The sequence below is a fragment of the Candidatus Nanosynbacter sp. TM7-008 genome (genome assembly GCF_022828245.2).
Lineage (GTDB): Bacteria > Patescibacteriota > Saccharimonadia > Saccharimonadales > Saccharimonadaceae > Nanosynbacter.
Genome location: NZ_CP157587.1, coordinates 38,078 through 59,492, shown reverse-complemented (window position 1 = coordinate 59,492; position 21,415 = coordinate 38,078). Strand labels below are relative to the sequence as shown.

Genomic DNA, 21,415 nt, shown 5'->3' with positions numbered 1-21,415 from the left:
CGTCGCTCACATTTTCTCCTTAATCAGATTATTTAAGCTCTGGCGCAAATTCTGAGACAAAACCTCATCGCCCGACGCCTCGGCCTCTCTAAGCTGCGTTAATAATTGATTCTTTTTGTTTTCGCGATGTTTGATTGTTATCTGTCTGACTAGCCGAGCCATCTCTTCGTCTAAGCTTTTTTGCTCCCAATTGGCGTAACGACTTTCACTTTTCAACTGTACTATTTTCACATACTGTTCGATCTTTTGCAAGTCCAGCGGAACCTCGCCCAAATCTGCGTCTGGATTCTTCCGTAAATAACCAATCAATTGCCGCGCATTGTCATCATCCAACATTTCACCAGAAACCGCCGCCAACCAGCGCCGCACAGATTTTTCACTCGCCGCTAACCCCGCCAGCATATCCTCAGTCTCATCCTGAACCGGAGTCGGTTTTTCTTTCTCAATTTTCGCCTTTTTCAATTGATGCTCAGTGACTTTTTCATTCGACAATTTTGCCTTCAGCGCGGTAATTGACGCGCCAGTTTTTTCAGAAATCACCGACAAATAATGCTCTTGTTCCACCGGATCTTTCAAGCCTCGGACAATTCTCAGCGCAATGGTCGAAAATCTTCGCTTGCCTTCCGCTGACTTCAAATTCTCCATTTCCGCATATCTAGCAATCACCCAATCCACCGCTGGCTGAGATTGGTCAATCGCCGCTTGCCAAAGCGCTGGATCTTTTTGGATCAATTCGTCTGGATCTTTGACGCCATCAGGCAAGCTCACCACTTCCAACTCCACGCCGACTTCCTGCGCCAAGTTGATTGCTCGCTCCGTTGCGTTAACTCCCGCTCGATCGCCATCAAACGCCAAGCGAATCCGCCCCGCCAATCGACTAAGCGACTTCAAATGTTGCGTCGTCATCGCCGTACCAGAAGTCGCAACCACGTTTTTGACGCCCGCTTGATGACTGCTAATCACATCCAAATTGCCCTCAACAATCACCGCCACATCGCTTTTTCGAATCGCTTCCTTGGCTTGATGCAAACCAAAAATATGTCGTGATTTATCGAATAACAGCGTTTGCGGCGTGTTCAAGTATTTTGGCGCGCGCGGATCGTCACGAATAATTCTGCCCGTAAATCCCACAACCTCGCCATTGCCATCACTCAACACCACCATCATTCGCCCACGAAACAAATCACCACCAAACCGATTCGACAAGCCAGCGTCCGCCAATTCCTGCCTAGAAAATCCTCTTTTTTCCAATGCTTTCGTCAACGTGTCGCCATTCTCCGGCGCATAGCCAATCAGAAAATCACCAATCGTTTGACGATTTAATCGCCGTTTTTTTACCACATAATTTAAGGCTGTCGAATTTTTTACCAAATTCTGCTGATAAAAATTGGCAGCCAGCTTCAGCGCTTCCCTGGCTCTGGCACGGCGCTTGGCCGTTCGTCCGTCACCATTAGAAAACAAAGTCAGATCAACGCCCGCCTTCCGAGCCAAATGCTCCAGCGATTGACGAAAATCCATTCCTTCCACCATCATCACAAATGTAAAAATATCGCCACCTTTTCCAGAAGAAAAATCGTGCCAAATCTGCTTTTCTGGACTAACCATAAAGCTTGGGGTTCGCTCGTCGGTAAACGGACTTAAGCCCTTCAAATTGCGCCCCGCTCGCTTCAACTGAACATACTCACCAATCACATCCTCGATGTTCAGTCGCGCCCGCACTTCTTCTTTGGCATCATTCATATTTTTATTATATCACTCTTTACCTCTGTTATTGTTTGTGGTTAAATAGGAATATGTATCCTGACAATTTGAATAACCAACCTCAAGGTATCGATTATCTGAATCAAATTGCCACACCTCCGCCAGCGGAAGGTTTTGATAAAAAAACCAAAATCATCATCGCTATTTTGAGTTTTATCGGATTGATAACTCTAATTGCGATATTTGTTTTTTCACAAGATTCTATGCCAAACGCCAACCCGTCACAAGTTGCAGCGCGCGTTAATAAGCTGCTCACTATTTCCAAAAAATACAATAATAAATTCCGCTCAACCAGCTTACAAACTACCAATAGTTCTCTGGTTGCAGTGCTAACCACTGCGGATGCCTCAATGGGCGAAGCGCTCCAAGCAACCGGCGTCAATTATAAGGAAAAGCAAAAGGACATCCTCGCCTTAGATCCGTCGGAAAAATTAGAGAAAAAATTGGACGAAGCCCTTCTGAATGCACAATTGGATGTTACCTATGCTCATGAGATGAATGTGCAAATAACAGATACGATCAACATGATGAAAAAGGTATATAAATCCACCAAGTCAAAAAAGATGCGCGAATGGCTAGTAAAAACTGCTGGCGATTTAGAAAATATACAGAAGCAGATCAATCAAATCATTAAGGCAGATTAAGCTTCCGAGACTAATCGATAGCTCAGCCTCGCCAAGTCAAAGACTTCTTCGTCAGTCAATTGACCCGAACAGATAATTGTATTCCAATGTTTCTTATTTAAGTGATAACCTGGTAAAACCGTTTCGTATTTTTCTCGTAAATTCTGCGCCAACAACGAATCGCATTTTAGGCTTACTCTGAGCGGTTTTGAGCCTTCCGTCACCAACGCTACCATTTTCCCTGCACCGTCATTATCTCGACCAAATTTATACACCGCAATATCCTCGCCAAATGGATAATCCAGCCATACGCCCGGCAAACTCAGAATAAATTCTTCAAATTGTTTATGTGTCATACTTTCACCTTTTTCAAATAATATTCAAGTTCCATAATACTGCCGCGGATGTCTTCCAGCGCTCGATGATCTTCTGGCTTGGCGAATTTCTTACCGTATTTACCTTCAAACACCACCTTCCATGCACTCACGTCCAACACACGATAATGTAGTCTTTTTGACAACGTTGGCCACCATTGGTCAATGAATCGACGATCCTGATGAATTGAATTGCCTGCTAGCAAAATCCTCGTCTCGCCCGCAAAATATTCATCACAAAACGCTAACAATTCACGTTCTATTTCTGCCAAAGGTTTACCCGATTCATTCTGCTCCTCCAGCCCGCGTCGCGCTTCCGGATGCTCATTCCAAAAACCAGCATTTCGGTCCAACAGCTTAGCCAGCTTTTCCGAATCGTGGCGCACAATTCCTTCGTACGTCGCAATTTCCTTAAAATTCCAATCCGTCGCAATTGCCGCCACTTCCAAAATCTCATCGCGCACTGGATTTAGTCCAGTCATCTCCAAATCCACCCACAAAATCTTTTTCGGCTTAAAACTTGCTTTCATATCTCTATTATACTACTTTTTGGCATCGTAGTAATCTCGAGAAAACCGCTCTGACACCTGTCTTAATAGCCTTTCAACAACGTCATCAAACTTTGCCGCACCACCAAGCTTCAGGCGATTTTCTCTTTCAATCCGAAGGGATTCAAGCACGCCATCAGACGGGACAAAATCCGTCTCATTCACTAGATAATAATACACCTCAATAGCACTCATGTCTTCACAACCATACGGTATCATTCCATAAAACTTTAGATTTTCCACATAGCGTTCGGCCAATTCGTCGCTGACTTCTAACGCCTTATCTAGCTATAGCGCTTGCATGAAATAATCATCCCTTGGATCACTATAAATATCATCTGGCAATTGAACACTCTTGATGATTGCATAGTCAATCCCCTGAACTTGCACATCAGACAGAAGCCTCACTGCCTTGAGGGCTAATTTATTGCCAATTCGATAGCCATAATCAATGTCGTGTTCAAAAACTGTCGGTCTAATAATATGCTCAGCAGTATCCAACACTGCTTGAGTGCTAGCCAATAGCCTCCAAGCACCGTTGTTCTTGTGTATGAGCACTTGATTGATTGTAAAATCATGCTGCCTCATAAACTCGGCAGTAGATTGTACAGACTCCGCGCCATAGCCATTCATTGCATCACGTGGCGAAAAACGCATTGAAAGATCGCTCGCTACCGCCCGAATATCATCTGGATCATAATCGCCACTAGCAATAACTTCTTCTAAAATTACCAAATCGACATCGCGAGGAGGCGTTAACTGACGGTCGCTATGAACTAGAGACTCCAAAACCTGGCGAGCCGCCCCACCCTTTACACCAATAAATGACGGTAGTTCGTCTAGATCAAAACCCAAATTAGCCCGCTCAATAGCATCGGCAGGTAATTTATATTCATATATTTCATTGCAGCGAGCTTCCGGGTTGCCAGGCTGCTCGCAATCATAATATTTCAGCTGGCAGCTAATTCCTCCAAATTCTACGCAGCGCTCGCCGCTATCAAGAACTTGCAAAGCGCGAGGCTGATACATCTTCGCCTCTATATCACTCGGAGTCGGACTTAATTTTTCCATAATTACTATTATAGCATAAACAATTTAAAAAGTCAATCAAAGAAGTCCTCTCATCACGCACTGGATCTAGTCCAGTCATCTCCAGGTCGATCCATAATATTTTTTCGCCTTACTCATACTACCTATTATACACTCGTTATCTGTTTATCTGACCATAAAAAGCTTCTTGCTGCTCGCTCGTTAACACATTCTGCACTTCAGCCCAAACCTTAGCCTCCGCCTCATGGACATTGTGACTATTTACCGCAGACCCGTCTAGGACCTGATGCAATTGACCCTTGGTGATAACTCGCTGATGTTGTAAATCAAACAATACTCTTACTTGTTTATTAGCCTTGTTTTTCATTGCGTCCACTATCAGCGCGATTTGCTCATCTGTTATGGCGGGGATTTTTTGCTGCCGCTCTGGACCGAGTATCAGCGAGCCGACTTTCGGCCGCGTCACACGAACCAAGTCACCATTAGGAGCAACTCTATCACCAAGGGATTCAGACACAGCGCTGCTACTCAAGGCTTGAGCAACTTGATTCTTGGTTACTGGTAAAATTGTGTTGAGTGTGTATCGACGACCATCATGCGCATCATACCACCACGGTAAAGCCAGCACTAACGTCAACGCCTCCGAGCCCATACGTCGCACTAAGCTGTGCGAACTAATTTCATACTCAGAAATACCACGTTCGCCAGTGTGAATGTTGGTGTATTGGTTGACCGTTGTTCGTCCAATGCGCCGACTACCAGCTTTGATATACAATAATTCCTGAAACCCGCGCACCAAAGCCACCGATATATTGTGTTTTTCCTCGCTGTTTAGTTCACCCATGTCGATATCGTTTGGATTAACCGACAGACGCCGACATATTTTACTAAATTGATAGTGAATATTATCCGCCTTATTGGGATCAATACCATTAGTCAGGTAGACATCATTGTCAGTACGACAGCCGTTATAAATCTCTCTGGTTTTCAAAAAAGCATCGTATTCGGCAAAAAAGTCATCTGTTGTATCGGGGCTGACAAACTCCTGGAACAATTCCTTTGGTTGATGCCACGCGGCAAAACCACCGCCAGAAACGGAAGCCGCAATTGCTGATAGTGCCAGTACTTCCCGCAAACTTCCTCCAGTTCTAATCATTTCTGCTAATGCCCGAGACAACTCTGGTGACAATGGCAAACTATCCATAAACTCACCAATTTTTGTGATCCGCCCCTCTCCATCAATTGCTTCCAGGGTTTCCAGCAAATCGTACGACTCTTGAATAACTTTTTTACTAGCAACAGGATGCATCAGGTATCGGTTCAGATCCTCAAAATCACCATTCAGATGGATAGCCGACAAAACGTTGCGCACAATATTCGTGTGATATATCTCCGGTGGAATATGCTGTTCACGGGACGCAATATCATAAAATCCTTTCAGCTCATCTGGCAAATAAATCTTATCGTAAGATATCGGACGAGCCAATACAAACTTAGCGCCATCAATATCACGACCGCCCCGCCCCGCCTGCTGCATCAGCTCTGCTTGAGTACACAATCGAGGCGGTAGCCCTTCTGCACCTTCTTCGCCAATCTCCTTACTCTTCGTCAGTCCATTCGATAGCACCAAATCAACCTCAGGTATAGTGATTCCAGACTGTCCAGCCGAGGTCGAAACGATGACAAACGACTCATCTTCTGCTGGTTTGGCAGTAAAAATCTCTCGGCGCGCAGCTTCTGATATGCCAGAATGTAGTTTGAAAAATCGTATTTTCCCGGATTGATGGCGAGTATGACGTTTGATTGACGCAATGGTCTCATCAATACTCCTCACACCTTCAACAAAGATTAGTGATTTTTTCGAGTCCTTACCATATTCAAGGTAGGCTTCGGATGCGGTATTCACCTTATCTTCTTCAATATCAATATCATGCGGCCGACCCTTAATGGTTACGACTGGTAGTTCTGATCCGTTAATATCTTCGTACATCGCCTGAGAAACTTCCGTGTCAGGCGTGGCACTAGAAAAAGCCATATGCCATTTGTCGGTATTCTCTATCGATTTTGCCGCCAGAGCGGTAGCAAATTCCATCTCCAAATTGGCTTCATGTATTTCATCAACCAGGATAAGCGTCTTCTCGTCCTGCCAGTCGCTAGAAAATTGTTCCAGCTTTTTCGTAAACGTTGCTGGAGTCATGAAACAGAGCCTAGTGTCCGGCGTCGCTTCAGTGGCACGTCCGTGAATCTTACCCACCAAGTGATTAGGATATTGTTCGCCAAGCTGTTCACGCAAACTCTTCTCGACATATTCAGTAACATTATCGACGATAACCCGCCGCGGCATCAACACCACGACACGATCAAACCGCTCCAGTGCATACTGAGCGGTTTGTGTCGTTTTACCACTACCCGTCGGTCCGCACAGCCAGGATATTTTACTTTCCGATAATGTGTCTAATATCTCTGCTTTGTGCTTATATGCAGGTAGTTTTTTGTCACCAAGATCATAGTCAGCAAAAGGAGTTTCCGGTAGTTTACTGTACCGTTCCCGCAATTCTTTTAAACGCTGTCGCCTCTGTTCGGGCGGTTCACCATAACTATACGACGGTTGACTGGGTCTTTCAATATTTCGACTCAATAAATGACTACTGCTAGGTTCTTGCGATCTACGTAAATAGCTCGGACGCCGAACTCCATCTTTCACACTACTCTCTCCTTTATACTCACATTGTAGATAGGAGAAAGTAAAATAGCAAACGTAAGCGTCTTAGCTTTTTCTTGTCTAGTTTGTCTAACTTAAAAAACGAATATTTGTATAGCAAATCGCAATTCGTATTACACTGCCGCCTCCCTTTTGCATTTATGTTATTTTTCAAGCGCGCTATGATACACTGGTGTCATGACAAAACGCATTCTACTCAAATTATCAGGTGAACAACTTCAAGGCGAATTCGCTAGCGGCTTTGACCCAAAACGCGCTCGCTGGATTGCCGAACAAATTCGACCAGCACTGGACGACGGAGCTGAGATTGTAATTATGGTTGGCGGCGGCAATTACGTTCGCGGCAATCAAATCATCGGTCAAGGAATTCAACCTGTTTCCGCACATAATATCGGCATGCTTTCTACGCTAATGAATGCTATTGCACTGGCTGACGTATTAAACGATGCAGGACTGCCAACTCGCGCATTATCTACGGTTGAAGTCAATCAATTTATCGACCACTATACTTTCCGACGCGCCATTAGCCATATTAAGAAAAACCGTACCGTAATCGTGGCGTGCGGCACTGGCAGACCGTTTCTGACTACTGATACTGCAGCATTAAATCTAGCACTGGAAATGCAGTGTGATGCCGTGGTTAAAACAACGAAAGTCGACGGAGTTTATGATAAAGATCCCATGAAATTCCCTGACGCCGTAAAAATTGATCATTTATCTTACCAAGAAGCCCTAACAAATCCTAACATTGCCGTTATGGATAAGGCGGCAATTGGGCTAGCCATGGACGAACACATTCCAGTTGTAATTTGTGATTTGCTAACAGACGGAAATATTCTCCGCGCAACCCGCGGAGAATCAGTAGGCACACTTATTAGTTAAGCGATTAGTCCTTTTTCTTGTCTAATTTATCGAGTTTCAAGAAGTGAACGATTGCATATACAACAAATGCAACGGCTATCAACGTAATTAACGAGCTAACGAACGCGCCGTATAAAAACTCACCCTTACGTCCAGCAACTTCAACTGTGAATGAAGCTGATTGCAACCCTTGCTGAGAACCGACAACCAGCTGTACTAGCGGATCAATAAATGCTGTTACCAATTTTTTCACAGTATCACCAGCCGCGGTACCGATTGCCAAACCAACCGCCATACCGACAACACCCTGTTCGCGAATAAAATTAACAAATCCAGCCATATGAGTGTCTTTTATAGCTGCACTTACAATTTTCTTCTCTTTAAGAGCGGCAACTTTCGCCGCAGCTTTTACACTCTTCGAAGCTAATTTCTTAGCTGATACTTTTGAACCTTTAGTTGATTCTGAAGATTTCATAACTATAAAACTCCTTTTATTAGATATTTATTCACTAATTTTATCACAGGTAGCATCGCGTACAATCGCACCAGCAGCCTTCATAGACCTCAGCAACTTTTCGGCAGCCCTTAACTTCCCTACAGCCAAGCTATCATACTTAGGTTTACTATTGATAATTTCCTTGTACAACCTAATCGCCTCATCCAATAAGTTAGTATCCCTATCATGTTTAGCTACTTTACGCATAACATCAGGAAGAAACAGTCTGTTCTTTGAAGAATCTCTCGACAACAAACTATCATTTACCACGGACGCTACTTGAATAGCCAAATCACCACTGCCTTGTTTTATTAATTCTCTACATAATTTATCCGCTTCTTTCAAATCATTCCGAGAATCAACATCTAAATATATACCAGACAAGTCTACTATTTTATCCGCAGCCTCTTTATATCGCTCATTCAACTGATCAATTCGAGCATTATATTCATCTAGCAATAATAATCTACCTGGAATGGACGGCAGAGTAAGCATCTGTAGTCGTGCATTTCTTCCGTGGCCATCTCGATATTTCATACCATCCGAGAACATCAACCATTCTCGTCGAGCTACAAAATCACTTCTATTAACGGACGAGGGCAATTTCTGCAATAATAAATCTGTATATAAAGTACTATTAGCTCTGAGTTCACCATAATACAACTGCTCAGCTGGATCTATTCCATCAAAGCCAATGGTGTCAGTCATTTCACAGCGCAACTCCTCTGTCAAAACATCTATTATAAAAGACCTATTACTACTACGATCAAATAGTGTGATGAACGTGTGTTGATTTGCATAACTAATGAAATGTTCAATTCCTAATTTTTCTAAACATTCTGACGCAACAATTGTATGTCCATAACAATTAGCAGCTTCGTCTTTGGCAATATTTACCGCTTCAAGCGGACTTGAAAAATTGCCCGTTGACCTAAAATTAAGCGTTTCACGAACAAGCTCTGCAACAGATTTAGCGGCCTCTGCTATATCATCAAACGTCTTATCTGACTCTTCGTACACATTTTTTATGCTACAAAGCTTCTCTGACTCTAATAAGGGTTCTCGCTTAACGCCTCTTTTCTCTGCTATATCACTTCTCGGAGTTAATAGCTGAGTAGATAAATATCGATCATAAAATGATGTATATGGTTGCTCGTCTAATTGTTTACTCGGTCGTTCATTCACGAATTCATATTATATACTAATACAGTATATTTTACAAGCGATCTGGCGCCACGATTCCCAAAATAGCCAGTCCAGCCTTAAGAATGTCGGCATAAATTGCCACAATTCCTACACGATGCGCCTCTTTGTCACTGCCAATAACCTGATTTTTCTCGTAATATCGATTAAATTCTTGCGCCAATTCAAACAAATATGTACATATGTGATGAGGCTCCAAACTCTCCTTAGCGTGATCAACCACGTCCACGTAGTCACTCAACTTTCTGACCAGCATCTTATCTTCGTCAAACAACTCTGTCGGAAAGGCAATTTCTTTATCGGATTTAGTTAAAATACCTCGCGCTCGAGCGTGAGCGTATTGCAAGTAACTTCCCGTATTTCCTGTCAGACTTACTGCGTCGTTAATATCAAATATGACGTCGCCGCCGATCTTCACTTTCAAGAATTGATAACGGAGCGCGCCAGCAATCACGTCGTCAGTTGGTTCGCCGCCAGCATTTTCAATTGCCTTCTTAAACTCATCAAACAGCCAGCCGATTGTAACAACTTCACCCGTTCGCGAACTCATTTTCCCAGTTGTCAATTTAACCAAACCAGTCGCGTAATTAAATAATTTTCCTTTCAAAGCTGGAATCGACAATTCACTAGCCGCAATCACGCCACGGAAGTATGCCGCTTGTTCTTCGCCGTTTACTGTAATTGATAAGTCCAAATTCGGGTAGTCCTTATACTTCAGCTGAATCAATCCCATATCATGCGCCCCATAAAGGCCATTGCCATGAGATCCGATAAACACGTTATCAAACGCGCCATATTTGCTGCCCTTAAAGACATACGCACCGTCAGATTTGGTAAACACCTCTGGAGTTTTCTCTTTAATCAGAGATTTGCCCAATTCTTCAGTTTCGCTCTCAACGTAACGTCGCTCAATCGGCACATTTCCAAGTCGCCCAACATTAGAATCGATTTCGTCAAAACTCCAACTTTTACAGATTTCGTAAACTTGCTTATATAGCGGATCATCCAGGACGAATGATTGCTTGGCTAGTTCATCAATTTCCGCCTTCGCCTCTGGAGATTCTTTCGCCGCACGCGCACCTTCAACGTACATGCGACTCATAAATTCATTTCGCTTATCAACTGGGATTTCATTCAATTTATTTACATCGCCGTCAATCTCACGTAAAATCGCCCACATACTTTTACCAACATGCGTTCCGACATCACCGTGATAACTCACTCGATACACAATTGCGCCATCAACCGCCAGCAAGTTAGCCATCGTGTCCGCCAAAATCGCATTCAAAGCGTGTCCGATGTGCATAGCCTTAAATGGATTCGGACAATTGGTTTCAATCACAACCGTCTGACCGGCGTGCTTCGTTGTTGGCTCTTTTTTCAAAGAATTTAGAACTGATTGATCGCTCAGTTTTACATTGATAAAACCTGGACCAGCCACGCTTACTTCGCTAAACTCCTCTTCCTTGCGCAGATTTTCAGCAATCATCTCCGCAATTTCACGCGGATTCTTCCCTAGCGGCTTAGCCAATTGCAACGCCACATTTGTAGCAAAGTCACCAAACTTCGGATCAGGACGCGTCAATTGTACCGATATATCTTGATCAAAAAGTTGCTTCACTACTTGAGAAATAATCTGTTCCATACTGTCCAGTATACAACAGAGGTGGATTATTATCTAGCTAAATCTCTACGCCGTTTCGTCAAGCTCTTCCAGTTCCAGACTTAATTTCGTCGCCGAACTTGGGCTAGATCCTTTCACGTGTTGCAATACATATGTCAACGCCGACATATCATCTCGGCTCAATACGCCTTCGGTAAGTCCGTGAATATCTTTTTCTTCAGCCATTTTATTCCTTTTTGTTTTAATTTTTTATACAGTGAAATGATATCACATTATTTTTATTTTGTCAATAATTAGGACTTCAGGGCTGCTCGCTAGGCTTTATTTTTGTCTGATCGACGCTTATATTCTTCTGCTATAACCCTACCTATTTCGCTGTCTTTTAAGTATTCCTTGCATGATAACAATAGACGCTTAGAGGCATCAGAACCTTCCATTTCTAATGCTTTTCTATATGAGTTACTAAACGCCGCAAACATACCGTCCTCATCTTCCATGACTCTGATGGTAAGTTTCTTGTCCTCTGACGATACGTAAACAAATATCAAGTCTGCGCCAGATTTCAATGCCGTATGAATCGCTGCAGAGCCCATTTCACTATGAGGCTTTGAACCTACTGAGTCATCCGCTGAATATCCAGCCAAAACCAAAGACCCGCCACCCTCAACAAATTTAACCGCTTCTTCGTAATGGTCTGTTGAAAAGTGAACCGGTTTTTTACTCTTTTTATCTACCCATTCATATGGCACACCAAAAAAGTTTTTAGCGCCAAACGCAAGATACTGTATAGCTTCTAGGTTGATTCCGCCAACGCCCTTCTTAATCCAATCTCTATTAGTCGACGCTACGCCAATATTAATTTTATTCAACAAAGACGCCAAATAACTAGCCGTAGGAACATCTTCTCCATTAAAATGTGTTGGTGCTATAACACTTCCCTTACCTTCTTCTTTAGCCCTTTTAGCGGCTTCAATTAAGATATCTTCGCCAATTATTTCAACTTCCTTTTTGCCATGCATTAAGCCCATCAGTAGCTTAAGTCCAGAAGAAAGCCGAACGTCTGTTTCTGGCAGTCCCAACTCTTCTCCAGCTGCCTCAAGTTTTTCTACCGCCGAATTGTTAGTTAGTCCAAAAGGCTTGTTGTGCTTTTCTCGTTTACCACACATCCATTTCTTAAGAGAACCAAGCGCAACCGACAGAGAAAAACCCTCTCTCTGTGGCTTTGATTCTTTTACGTCAATATCAGACTCTTCAGTGATGTCTGGATAGAAAACTTTATTGAACAATTCTTGCTCTTCTGGGGTTGGGATAAATTTATCTATTCCTGCAGTCATTTTAACTATCTCTCCTTATTACGCAACTAACTCTCAGTTGTTTTTACGATATAGGCAATTATACAACATAATTGGCTATGTTGTCAATAGTAAAACGCTGTTCGAAACTCTATTCGCAACCGTCACAAATAGTCAAACTCGCTGGATCAACTGGTGCCGCAACAGCGCCGTTCGACTTTGCTTGGTCATCAGCCGCTTCTTGCGCCGCTTTAAGAGCTGCATCAATGGCACTCAATTTTTCTTCCAAAGTCATGTCATCAGTAATAATTTGATTCGCATTCATTTTCATTTTCCCCTATATTTAGTAGTTACTTAACTAATTTTACGCTAGATATAGTGCTTATGCAATAAAATGCAGCCAATTGCCCGTTGTAGTTTTTTCATCAAGTTCACCAATTGGCGCAACGTATATTTGCGGATTTTGACAACGTGGCATAAAATCATCCAACTTCTCTTTATAAGCCGCCATTGCCGCCTCTTTCTCAGATTCTGGGAGTTCAGTCACGTTAGTTTTTAAGAAAACTGCTCGCTTTTTATCATCCCAAACCACAAATTCCGCCTTACCGTTTCGAAACGCATTTTCTGAATGGCGCGCAGTCGGCTCTGATATCCAAACTATCGAATCACCCAATCGCGCAAAGTGTAGCGGCGTCACCAAAGGAGTTCTATCAACATTCACCGTTGCCAACGCACCAACTTCGACTGTATCTAATATTTCTTTCGCTAATTCATTCATATCATCAACTCCCATTACTTCGTGGTATTAACTTCGTAACTAGTGTTTGTGCTTTCAAAGAAATTCACCAATTCCAGTGTATCATTGGCAGCTGCCATCCATTTGGCTGGATTTGGCACGTTATATTCAGGTTCAAAACCTAATTCTTGCAAGCGTCGGTCGGTCATATGCATAACATACTGATTGACATAATCAGCATTCAATCCCAAAATTCCCTTTGGTAGCATATCCTTATTGTAAGCCTTCTCAAGCTCCACTGCCTGCAGAATCAAGCCACGAATTTCTTCTGCGAATTCCTGTGTTTGCAATTCCGGGTTCTCGTCCAAAATTGTCAAAAGCAGATTGATACCAAACGTCAGGTGAAGATTTTCGTCGCGAGTAATCCAGTCCAGTAGTGAGCCAACATTACGCAACAAATTACGCTGACGGAAACTCATGCCAACCATAAAGCCTGAATAGAACCAAATTCCCTCCAGTACGATGTTATACGCCACCAAAGACCTAACAAAGTCTTTCTTGCCTTCCAGCGAATAAATATCCAAATTCGGATCAAGCATCACATCCAAATGTTTATTCTGGAAGTCAGCTTTATCAGCTAATGATTTTTTACCAAATCCCGCAGCATAAATTTCCTCGCGATCAAACGGAAACGTCTCAATAATGTATTCAAATGTCATGAAGTGATTGGCTTCTTCCCACATCTGTTTTGACAAATATAGTTGAGCTTCCGCCGCGTTCACATATGGATAAATACCGAACGCCAATGATTTATTGATCAATAACTCGTTTGGATTCAAATAGCTAATAACCGTTTTCAACGCGTGCTTTTCGTCGTCTGACAATTTTTCAAAATCCGCCAAATCTTGCACTAATTGAACTTCATTTGGAAACCACGTGTTAGCCACCGCTTGATTATAAAGATCATACGCCCAAGGGTAACGAATTGGGTGAAGCGACAATCCATCGCGTAATCCTGAACCTAAAATTCCCATCTTAATCTCCTCCTTTATTTATTAATTTTCGCAAATCCAAATCCGCGCACTTTACTATTTGTGCGGACTTTTTGTTCTGCAATTTTATCAACTGAAACTGTTGTCTGCTCCGACTGATGACGCGGCTTAACATGCAGATAGTATGTTGTTTTCAAGCCACGCTTCCACGCTTCCGAATAAATCTTCACATATTCATCAATGTCTCGCGTCTCCAGATACATATTTCGAGAAATCGCCTGATCGACCCACTTCTGAGCCCTGGCTGCCACCTCAATAAACGCATACGGACTGAGTTGGAAACTTGTTTTATAAACATCCTTGATATTCTGAGGAATACCGTCAATATCTTGAATATCGCCCTGAGCCGCAAAAATCTCATCCTTCAAATTGTCCCACAAACCAAGCTTCTTCAAGTCGCGAACTAAATTATGGTTCACTTCCAAAAACTTACCGTTCAAAGTCGAGCGACTGAAAATCTGCGCAAATTGCGGATCAATTCCAGGAGTCGTTCCCGCCACGTGACCAATGTTAGCCGTCGGCGCAATTGCCATAAGGGTCGCATTTCGCATTCCCTTCTTCACCTTCTTTCGCAAACCATCCCAGTCCAGTCGCGTCTTTTGGTCTATTTTCACCTTAACGCCGCGATCTTTCGACAATTTATCGACCGTATCAATCGGAAGAATTCCCTTGCTCCAGCCACTGCCTGCGAATGTTGGATAACTGCCCAATTTTTCTGCTAAGTCAGCTGACTGATCGATGGCGTGATAGCTAATGAACTCCGTCAATTGATCAACCAAATCGTACGCTTCTTTCGATTCGTAGCAATAACCCAACTTTTCCAACACGTCAGAAAGACCCATAATCCCGAGGCCAATTGCTCGAGTTTGCTGATTAGAGTGCATTGCTTCTGGAATTGGAGTTTGAGTGATATCACACAAATTGTCCAATTGTCGCACTGCCGCACGAGCCGCTTCTTTCAATCTATCCCAATCCCAAGTCTTATCATCGCTAAGAAACGCCGACAAATTGATACTCACCAAGTTACACGTCGCAATGTTGTTTTTATCCTGCGGCAATGTAATTTCCGTACACAAGTTACTGAGGTGAATTGTGCCCGTATTGTTATTTAATGCTCGCACGTTAATCGTGTCTTTCCAAGTTAGCCACGGATGAGATGTCGCCTGCAAGCTGGTCAAAATGCGCTTAAATTGCTGACGAGCCGGAACTTTATCAAATGTTCGCAATTTCCCAGCTTCCGCCATCTTGATATATTCTTTATATCGCGCCGAAAACGCCTCGCCATATAATTCCGTCAAATCTGGAGTTTCCGCTGGATCAAACAAATACCAATCTTGGTCTTTTTCCACTCGCTTCATAAATTCGTCAGAGATAAATACCGCGGTATTTGCGAATCTGGTTCTTAGATATGGGTCACCAGAGTTTTGGCGAAGATCGACAAATTGATCAAAGTTCAGGTGCCAGTTTTCCATGTAAATCGCAGCCGCACCAGCCTTTTTACCCTTACGAGAAACCGCAAAAAGCGCCGTATCAATCATCTTCATAAATGGAATTGGTCCAGTCGATTCAGTGTTGGTGGTTTTAACTGGACTGCCTGCCGCACGTAACTTCGTAAAGCCAATGCCAATTCCGCCCGTGCCTTTAGCGATCCACATTGTGTCGCGAACAGCCTTAGCAATCGATTCCATATCATCATCGACGTTAAGCAAGAAGCAGTTGCTGAGTTGCGGGAACGAACCACCAGCATTAACTCGCGTTGAGCCGCCTGGGACATACTCCAAATTGCTCATGTGATTATAAAACTCAATCGCTGCAGTCGTTGGGTCAGATTCATTATAACTAAGTCCCATAGCAATTCGCATGTGCGTAAACTGAGGTGTTTCAATTGGTGAGCCGTTTTGCTTACGAAGAGCGTAGCGATTTTTATTAGTCACCACACCCAAATATTTACTCAAATCATCACGCGCTGGATCAAGTTCCGCCGCCAGCTTTTTCAGATCAAATCGACCGTCAGCCATGCGCTTATCCAGCAATCCTTCTTTTACTGCCGCCTTAACAAACTTCGGAAATTCGCGCGCATGAAGCTTTTTCAATTCTTCCGCTGTTTCATAATCGCCCAAAATCTGCTTATAGATGGTTTTAAGTAGCAATCGTGCCGCGATTTTATCATAGTCCGGGTCGTCCTTAACGTTTTGCAAAACTGTTTGAATAACCGCCTCGTCTAGTTGTTCGGTCGTAATTCCATCAAATAATGTCAACTGCAATTCAGTCGCCACCTGAACGACTTTAGAGATTTGGTCCGGCAAACCTTCGCACGCCTTTAAAATAGCCGCGTTAATTTTATTAGCATCAAACGGTTCTTTTGTTCCGTCGCGTTTGACTACGTTAATTTCTTTCACATACCCTCCTTAATTTTCCCTCTTAAAAACAAACCACCAACACCTCACCTGGTGGCTTATCTTCGTAGCTTGTGTTTTTGTTTATTTATGGGCTCGCTATATATATAGCGTACAATAATAACTATAGCCGCTATATCTAGTGTTTTGCAAGCTATTTAGTAAAAATTACAACCTATTTTTGCTATAATCAGATACAGTATGAAATTTGCCTCAATGCGCGACGCCACTTATTTTTTGGACGAGTTAATCGCCCATCCGCCCGAAAAACATAATCGGCTGGTATATGTAGCGCATATTTTGGAAACCCTTGGTAGTCCGCAAAATCAAATTCCCGCCATCCACATCGCTGGCACCTCCGGCAAGGGTTCGACTGCTTATTATGCTACCAGTTTGCTGAACCGGGCTGGCTATACCACCGGTACATTAGTGTCGCCGCATATTGCCAGCGTCGCCGAGCGCTCGCTCATCAACGGGCAGCCGCTGCCTGAACAAGAATATTTGCATTATTTTCAAGCGTTTGCCAATCTTTACGTAGTACACAGCCTGCATCTATCGTATTTTGAATTTTTGACGATTTTTAGTTTTTGGCTATTTAAGAAAATAGGCGTTGATTATATCATAATTGAGGTTGGGATTGGCGGTCGACTAGATACAACCAACGTGATTTTCCGTTCGCCAACTGTACGCGTCATCACTGATATCGGACTAGACCATATGGAATTATTAGGCAATACTCCGACAGAGATCGCCCAAGAAAAAGCTGGTATTATCCATCAAAGCGATTCAGTCGTGATGAACCGACAAGCTTCTGAGATTGAAACGATTATTCGGCAACATGCAGAGTCACAGCACTCACAGTTCTCTATTGCTTCGCCAATTATTGACGATTTTCTGAAAATACTGCCGGATTTTCAGCAGCGGAATTGGACATTGGCGTACCGCGCCGTTGAAAAGCTGCTAGCGCTAGATAAAAAGCCACCTCTGCCAAAAGAAGCTCTGAAAAAATCTGTACATATCACTATTCCCGGACGGTTAGAGAAGTGCAATGTTGATGGAGTTAACATCATATTTGATGTTGCGCATAATCCCCAGAAAATCCGCGCCTTGATTGATTCATTACGAAAAATATATCCAGAAAAAAAGCCTGTTTTCGTGGCAGCATTCGGGCAGAATAAGCAGTTGTCGTTGGCGAAATCACTCGCCATGATTGACAACTTGGCACAGCTAACTTACGCCACCACGTTCAGCGCCGATTACGATAAAAACCACCGCAACATACCGCCAGAAGCCATCCGCCGTGTTATGAAATCTGCAGGCGAGATTGAATACAATCCAGACAAAGCTCTCACAAAAGCCATCGAGAAAGCCCAGCAGCTTGATACGTACGTCGTTGTTACCGGGTCGTTTTATTTGGTGAGTGAATTTGCGGCAAGGTAGATCATTATAATGTTTGGAAGAATTTAACAAAAATATCTTCTAGCTTTTCCTGCTGAGCCGCACCGCTTGCCATAAATTGTTTGACACCAGGCGTTGCGTTTACCTCTATTACGCCGTATTCGCTATCTGATTGCGTAATATCCTTACACGCCAAATCAACCCCGCATATTCGTAAATCAAAGATTCTTGCCACCCTGACAGCTAGATCTCGCCACCGCTGATGCATAACTTCACCGACATCAACTGGCGTTCCTCCTGCTGATAAATTTGATATATCCATCAAACGAACATCTGCGCCTTCCGGTATAATATCGGTCATAGACAGACCCATTTTCCTTAATTTATTCATAATTATAGGTAGCTGCCTTTCAAAATGTATATCTCTACCAGAATCTACCAAGGTCTTATGTTTCAAATCAATTAGCTGTTTTAAATTACTTACTCCATCACCCTTAACAGAAAAAGGTCGTCTCTCATAGGCATTAACTACCTCACCATCAAAAACCAATATACGATAGTCAGGCATTTTTAATTCTTCTTCAATGACAGCTACTTTAACACGCTCCTCGTTGTACTGATTAAGAAGCTTATCAAGCTCTTCAGCGGTTTCAACTCTAGCTACACCAACTCCTTGAGAACCTCTGCTAGGTTTAACATAGACAGGAAATCCTAAAGATTTATCAATATAGCCAAGGGCTTCTTTTGTGTCACGTATAGAGTGATTAAACTGCTGACGGTCTGATTGACGCAGCATATCCGCCCACCAAGGTAAAAGAAATTCAGAACCTCTTGCACAATCTATGCCATTTTCTCTAAGCAAAAACTTTGTATACCCCTTATCATTAGCTAATTGCTCTGCACTTCCTGAATTAAACCCAGGATCATGTCCATATAAAACTCTGCGTTCTCCAGAATTATACTCAATTGACGCCACATACCCATATTCAGGTTCGACAATAATATCTTTTATCTCTGGTAGCTTACCAGCATTATATGCGTCTATCAAAATATTGATTAAGTACGTATAATGTTTTCTTGTTTCTATAATACCCTCTAAAATATCTCTTGGCGGAAGGAGAGGGATTCGAACCCTCGAACAGATTGCTCCGTTACACGCGTTCCAGGCGTGCCAGTTCAACCACTCCTGCACCCTTCCTTGTTGATAATTATACCACAACTTTATTATCCCTTATGGTTGCACTTACTGACGTTCATTCTCTATAATAAGTCAAAGATGAAAGAAACTATTCCACCACGCATTAGGCTTGTTAATGTCACCAAAAAATTTGGCTTTGGCGACGCTGAGATTCGCGCCTTAGATAACGTCGATTTAACCGTTAAAAAGGGCGAGTTTATTGCTATTATGGGCCCAAGTGGTTGCGGAAAAACTACTTTATTAAACACCCTTGGACTATTAGACCAGCCATCAGAAGGTGAATACTATCTGGACGATGTCGCTGTCGACAATCTCAGCTCACGACGACGCGCCAAAATTCGCTCCAAACACATCGGCTTCGTTTTTCAGAATTTCAATCTTATCCCTCGCCTGACTGTAATTGAAAACGTAGCGTTGCCGTTAACATATAAAGGACTCGGAAAGGTTAAACGACTCCAAGAAGCTAGCCGCATTCTGAAAACTTTTCATCTGGGAAAGCGCGAATATTACATGCCGCATCAATTATCTGGCGGTCAGGTTCAGCGCGTAGCAATTGCCAGAGCGTTGGTTAATAGTCCGTCAATTATCTTAGCCGACGAGCCAACAGGAAACTTAGACAGCAAGTCGAGTCATCTTATTATGGAAGAATTGTCCGACCTACATCGTCGCGGCAATACTATAATTATGGTTACCCACAATCCAGAATTGACTCATTACGCCAGTCGCGTCATCACTATGTTGGACGGAAAAATCGATACCGACGAGCATAAGGAAAAGCGCAAGTTCACTAAGAAGTTAATTGTAGACGACGAAAAAGAAGAAAAACCTAAGAAGCAAAAATCTTCAAAGAAATCGAGGGCGAAAAAATCGTGAAAATATTAGTAAAAAATCATTTTGAGAACGCTACTCAGACGCTACGAGCTAATCGTGGGCGAACATTCTTGACAATTGTAGGCGTAGCTATTGGAATCGCCAGCATCACCATGGTTCTATCTTTAACTGGCGGATTTAATCACCTATTCGGCGACAATTCCAATCAATCATCCGCCCCTGTTGCCATCGTTAAATCTGGCAATCAAAAAGCCGTCCCGAATCTGCTGACTGAATCCGACAACACGACGACAGTCAACACATTGACTGAAACGGACGCCAGGGATATAGGAAAAATTGCCAATACGAAAGCCGCGCCAATTGCATTTCTGCACGCCGAACTGCGCGCCCGCGAAGGTAAAATCGATATCCAAAACGCCGCGTTAATCGGTAGTACGGAATCGCTAAAAGACGTCGCTAATTTGCAAATTGCTACTGGGCAATTTATTAACGACATCGGCGGAGTTGTCGTCGGTCAGCAATTGTCGGTCGATTTGTTCGGCACCGAAAGATCCATCGGAAACGTTATTTACATCCGAAATCAGCCGTTAACTGTTGTTGGCGTGTTAAAAAATATTGAAAATCCAGCCAGTTATTTGGACGTGAATTTTAATAACGCCGCGATTATTCCATTGTCCGTGATTAAAAAATTCACCCAAGGAACGCCGCAAATTCAGCAAATTATCGTAACTACTAAAGATCATAAAAATCTCAATTCAGTCATAAAATCGGCTGACGATATTTTGAAGAAGAATCATGATAGCGATAAGAACTATCGAATCGTTTCTGGCGAAGAAATAAATGAAAAGAAGTCTAATGTCGCGAAGTTCCTCTCGATAATCTTAACTGTCATCGGCATTATTTCTCTGTTAATCGGTGGAATAGGCGTTATGAACGTGATGCTTGTCAATGTCGCCGAGCGTCAGCGTGAAGTCGGCGTCAGACGAGCCGTCGGCGCCACGGGCTGGGACATCATCAATCAGTTCTTAATCGAGGCAGCGATCATCGGATTCCTCGGCGGAGTATTGGGCTATGGGTTAGGCTTGGCGGGAGCTTATATTGCCAGCTTATATTTACCGCTCACGCCTTATATTTATTGGCAAACAGCCGTCTTATCAATTGGACTATCAATAATCATCGGCGTAATTTCTGGCGTATATCCAGCAGCCCGCGCCACCAGACGCGACCCAATCGAATCTCTACGATATTAA

At 43.1% G+C, this 21,415-nt stretch carries 21 protein-coding genes and 1 tRNA gene; 5 read left to right on the top strand and 17 right to left on the bottom strand.

The window, feature by feature from the left end; translation table 11 throughout:
• Window positions 1–6: 6 nt before the first annotated feature.
• Window positions 7–1,740 (bottom strand): DNA primase, encoded by a 1,734-nt coding sequence (gene dnaG, locus LRM48_RS00310; protein ID WP_243812093.1) that lies wholly within the window; start codon window positions 1,738–1,740, stop codon window positions 7–9.
• Window positions 1,741–1,808: 68 nt separating this feature from the next.
• On the opposite strand from dnaG, the gene LRM48_RS00305 reads away from it, so the two are divergent.
• Window positions 1,809–2,405 carry a hypothetical protein gene (locus tag LRM48_RS00305; protein WP_426303686.1) on the top strand — a complete coding sequence of 199 codons (597 nt, stop codon included), beginning with the start codon at window positions 1,809–1,811 and terminating at the stop codon, window positions 2,403–2,405.
• Here the strand turns inward: LRM48_RS00305 and LRM48_RS00300 are convergent.
• The 5 genes from LRM48_RS00300 to LRM48_RS00280 all read right to left on the bottom strand — a co-directional run bounded on the left by LRM48_RS00300 (window position 2,402) and on the right by LRM48_RS00280 (window position 6,994).
• Window positions 2,402–2,740, bottom strand: coding sequence for an MmcQ/YjbR family DNA-binding protein (locus LRM48_RS00300; RefSeq protein WP_243812095.1), 339 nt, complete (start codon window positions 2,738–2,740; stop codon window positions 2,402–2,404). The two genes, LRM48_RS00305 and LRM48_RS00300, sit on opposite strands and share 4 nt — an antisense overlap.
• On the bottom strand, window positions 2,737–3,288 hold the full coding sequence (gene orn, locus LRM48_RS00295; protein WP_243812096.1) for an oligoribonuclease: 552 nt from the start codon (window positions 3,286–3,288) through the stop codon (window positions 2,737–2,739). Before orn ends, LRM48_RS00300 begins: the two co-directional genes overlap by 4 nt.
• Before the next feature lie 12 nt (window positions 3,289–3,300).
• Entirely contained in the window at window positions 3,301–3,501 is a 201-nt protein-coding gene (locus LRM48_RS00290) for a hypothetical protein (protein WP_243812097.1), read from the bottom strand.
• 93 nt (window positions 3,502–3,594) lie between these two features.
• Window positions 3,595–4,377, bottom strand: coding sequence for a hypothetical protein (locus LRM48_RS00285; RefSeq protein WP_243812098.1), 783 nt, complete (start codon window positions 4,375–4,377; stop codon window positions 3,595–3,597).
• Between the two features lie 136 nt (window positions 4,378–4,513).
• Window positions 4,514–6,994 (bottom strand): helicase-related protein, encoded by a 2,481-nt coding sequence (locus tag LRM48_RS00280; RefSeq protein WP_243812099.1) that lies wholly within the window; start codon window positions 6,992–6,994, stop codon window positions 4,514–4,516.
• A 261-nt stretch (window positions 6,995–7,255) separates the two neighbouring features.
• Between LRM48_RS00280 and pyrH the strand changes: the two genes are divergently transcribed.
• Window positions 7,256–7,960, top strand: a complete 705-nt coding sequence (gene pyrH / locus LRM48_RS00275; RefSeq protein WP_129744258.1) for a UMP kinase — start codon at window positions 7,256–7,258, stop codon at window positions 7,958–7,960.
• A gap of 4 nt (window positions 7,961–7,964) precedes the next feature.
• Here pyrH and LRM48_RS00270 read toward each other — a convergent pair whose 3' ends face one another.
• The 9 genes from LRM48_RS00270 to LRM48_RS00230 all read right to left on the bottom strand — a co-directional run bounded on the left by LRM48_RS00270 (window position 7,965) and on the right by LRM48_RS00230 (window position 16,741).
• Window positions 7,965–8,414 (bottom strand): MscL family protein, encoded by a 450-nt coding sequence (locus tag LRM48_RS00270; protein WP_129744257.1) that lies wholly within the window; start codon window positions 8,412–8,414, stop codon window positions 7,965–7,967.
• 27 nt (window positions 8,415–8,441) lie between these two features.
• Window positions 8,442–9,620, bottom strand: a complete 1,179-nt coding sequence (locus LRM48_RS00265; protein ID WP_243812100.1) for a hypothetical protein — start codon at window positions 9,618–9,620, stop codon at window positions 8,442–8,444.
• Between the two features lie 31 nt (window positions 9,621–9,651).
• Window positions 9,652–11,283 (bottom strand): arginine--tRNA ligase, encoded by a 1,632-nt coding sequence (argS, locus tag LRM48_RS00260; protein WP_426303685.1) that lies wholly within the window; start codon window positions 11,281–11,283, stop codon window positions 9,652–9,654.
• Between the two features lie 45 nt (window positions 11,284–11,328).
• Complete coding sequence (locus LRM48_RS00255; protein ID WP_164999857.1) at window positions 11,329–11,487, bottom strand: hypothetical protein; 159 nt, start codon at window positions 11,485–11,487, stop codon at window positions 11,329–11,331.
• 89 nt (window positions 11,488–11,576) lie between these two features.
• Window positions 11,577–12,596, bottom strand: coding sequence for a hypothetical protein (locus tag LRM48_RS00250; protein WP_243812102.1), 1,020 nt, complete (start codon window positions 12,594–12,596; stop codon window positions 11,577–11,579).
• Window positions 12,597–12,705: 109 nt separating this feature from the next.
• On the bottom strand, window positions 12,706–12,879 hold the full coding sequence (locus tag LRM48_RS00245) for a hypothetical protein (RefSeq protein ID WP_243812103.1): 174 nt from the start codon (window positions 12,877–12,879) through the stop codon (window positions 12,706–12,708).
• Between the two features lie 57 nt (window positions 12,880–12,936).
• A complete protein-coding gene (locus tag LRM48_RS00240; RefSeq protein WP_426303684.1) occupies window positions 12,937–13,347 on the bottom strand; it encodes a pyridoxamine 5'-phosphate oxidase family protein in 411 nt (136 codons plus the stop codon).
• A complete protein-coding gene (locus tag LRM48_RS00235; protein ID WP_039327939.1) occupies window positions 13,347–14,324 on the bottom strand; it encodes a ribonucleotide-diphosphate reductase subunit beta in 978 nt (325 codons plus the stop codon). Before LRM48_RS00235 ends, LRM48_RS00240 begins: the two co-directional genes overlap by 1 nt.
• 14 nt (window positions 14,325–14,338) lie before the next feature.
• Window positions 14,339–16,741, bottom strand: a complete 2,403-nt coding sequence (locus tag LRM48_RS00230; RefSeq protein WP_243812105.1) for a ribonucleoside-diphosphate reductase subunit alpha — start codon at window positions 16,739–16,741, stop codon at window positions 14,339–14,341.
• Between the two features lie 198 nt (window positions 16,742–16,939).
• Between LRM48_RS00230 and LRM48_RS00225 the strand changes: the two genes are divergently transcribed.
• Window positions 16,940–18,178, top strand: coding sequence for a bifunctional folylpolyglutamate synthase/dihydrofolate synthase (locus LRM48_RS00225; RefSeq protein WP_243812106.1), 1,239 nt, complete (start codon window positions 16,940–16,942; stop codon window positions 18,176–18,178).
• Window positions 18,179–18,182: 4 nt separating this feature from the next.
• Here the strand turns inward: LRM48_RS00225 and LRM48_RS00220 are convergent, their stop codons facing one another.
• Both LRM48_RS00220 and LRM48_RS00215 read right to left on the bottom strand, forming a co-directional pair.
• Window positions 18,183–19,184 (bottom strand): hypothetical protein, encoded by a 1,002-nt coding sequence (locus LRM48_RS00220; protein WP_243812107.1) that lies wholly within the window; start codon window positions 19,182–19,184, stop codon window positions 18,183–18,185.
• A gap of 60 nt (window positions 19,185–19,244) precedes the next feature.
• Window positions 19,245–19,334, bottom strand: a tRNA-Ser gene (locus tag LRM48_RS00215).
• Between the two features lie 78 nt (window positions 19,335–19,412).
• Here LRM48_RS00215 and LRM48_RS00210 point away from each other — a divergent pair.
• Together LRM48_RS00210 and LRM48_RS00205 are read left to right on the top strand one after the other, a co-directional pair.
• Window positions 19,413–20,207 (top strand): ABC transporter ATP-binding protein, encoded by a 795-nt coding sequence (locus LRM48_RS00210; protein WP_243812108.1) that lies wholly within the window; start codon window positions 19,413–19,415, stop codon window positions 20,205–20,207.
• Window positions 20,204–21,415, top strand: coding sequence for an ABC transporter permease (locus LRM48_RS00205; RefSeq protein WP_243812109.1), 1,212 nt, complete (start codon window positions 20,204–20,206; stop codon window positions 21,413–21,415). Before LRM48_RS00210 ends, LRM48_RS00205 begins: the two co-directional genes overlap by 4 nt.

What these genes read in the sequence shown, in the direction of transcription:
- dnaG (WP_243812093.1), bottom strand. Translation starts at nt 1,740, where the DNA reads ATGAATGATGCCAAAGAAGAAGTGCGGGCGCGACTGAACATCGAGGAT.
- LRM48_RS00300 (WP_243812095.1), bottom strand. Translation starts at nt 2,740, where the DNA reads ATGACACATAAACAATTTGAAGAATTTATTCTGAGTTTGCCGGGCGTA.
- orn (WP_243812096.1), bottom strand. Translation starts at nt 3,288, where the DNA reads ATGAAAGCAAGTTTTAAGCCGAAAAAGATTTTGTGGGTGGATTTGGAG.
- LRM48_RS00290 (WP_243812097.1), bottom strand. Translation starts at nt 3,501, where the DNA reads ATGAGTGCTATTGAGGTGTATTATTATCTAGTGAATGAGACGGATTTT.
- LRM48_RS00285 (WP_243812098.1), bottom strand. Translation starts at nt 4,377, where the DNA reads ATGGAAAAATTAAGTCCGACTCCGAGTGATATAGAGGCGAAGATGTAT.
- pyrH (WP_129744258.1), top strand. Translation starts at nt 7,256, where the DNA reads ATGACAAAACGCATTCTACTCAAATTATCAGGTGAACAACTTCAAGGC.
- LRM48_RS00270 (WP_129744257.1), bottom strand. Translation starts at nt 8,414, where the DNA reads ATGAAATCTTCAGAATCAACTAAAGGTTCAAAAGTATCAGCTAAGAAA.
- argS (WP_426303685.1), bottom strand. Translation starts at nt 11,283, where the DNA reads ATGGAACAGATTATTTCTCAAGTAGTGAAGCAACTTTTTGATCAAGAT.
- LRM48_RS00255 (WP_164999857.1), bottom strand. Translation starts at nt 11,487, where the DNA reads ATGGCTGAAGAAAAAGATATTCACGGACTTACCGAAGGCGTATTGAGC.
- LRM48_RS00250 (WP_243812102.1), bottom strand. Translation starts at nt 12,596, where the DNA reads ATGACTGCAGGAATAGATAAATTTATCCCAACCCCAGAAGAGCAAGAA.
- LRM48_RS00245 (WP_243812103.1), bottom strand. Translation starts at nt 12,879, where the DNA reads ATGAATGCGAATCAAATTATTACTGATGACATGACTTTGGAAGAAAAA.
- LRM48_RS00240 (WP_426303684.1), bottom strand. Translation starts at nt 13,347, where the DNA reads ATGGGAGTTGATGATATGAATGAATTAGCGAAAGAAATATTAGATACA.
- LRM48_RS00235 (WP_039327939.1), bottom strand. Translation starts at nt 14,324, where the DNA reads ATGGGAATTTTAGGTTCAGGATTACGCGATGGATTGTCGCTTCACCCA.
- LRM48_RS00225 (WP_243812106.1), top strand. Translation starts at nt 16,940, where the DNA reads ATGAAATTTGCCTCAATGCGCGACGCCACTTATTTTTTGGACGAGTTA.
- LRM48_RS00210 (WP_243812108.1), top strand. Translation starts at nt 19,413, where the DNA reads ATGAAAGAAACTATTCCACCACGCATTAGGCTTGTTAATGTCACCAAA.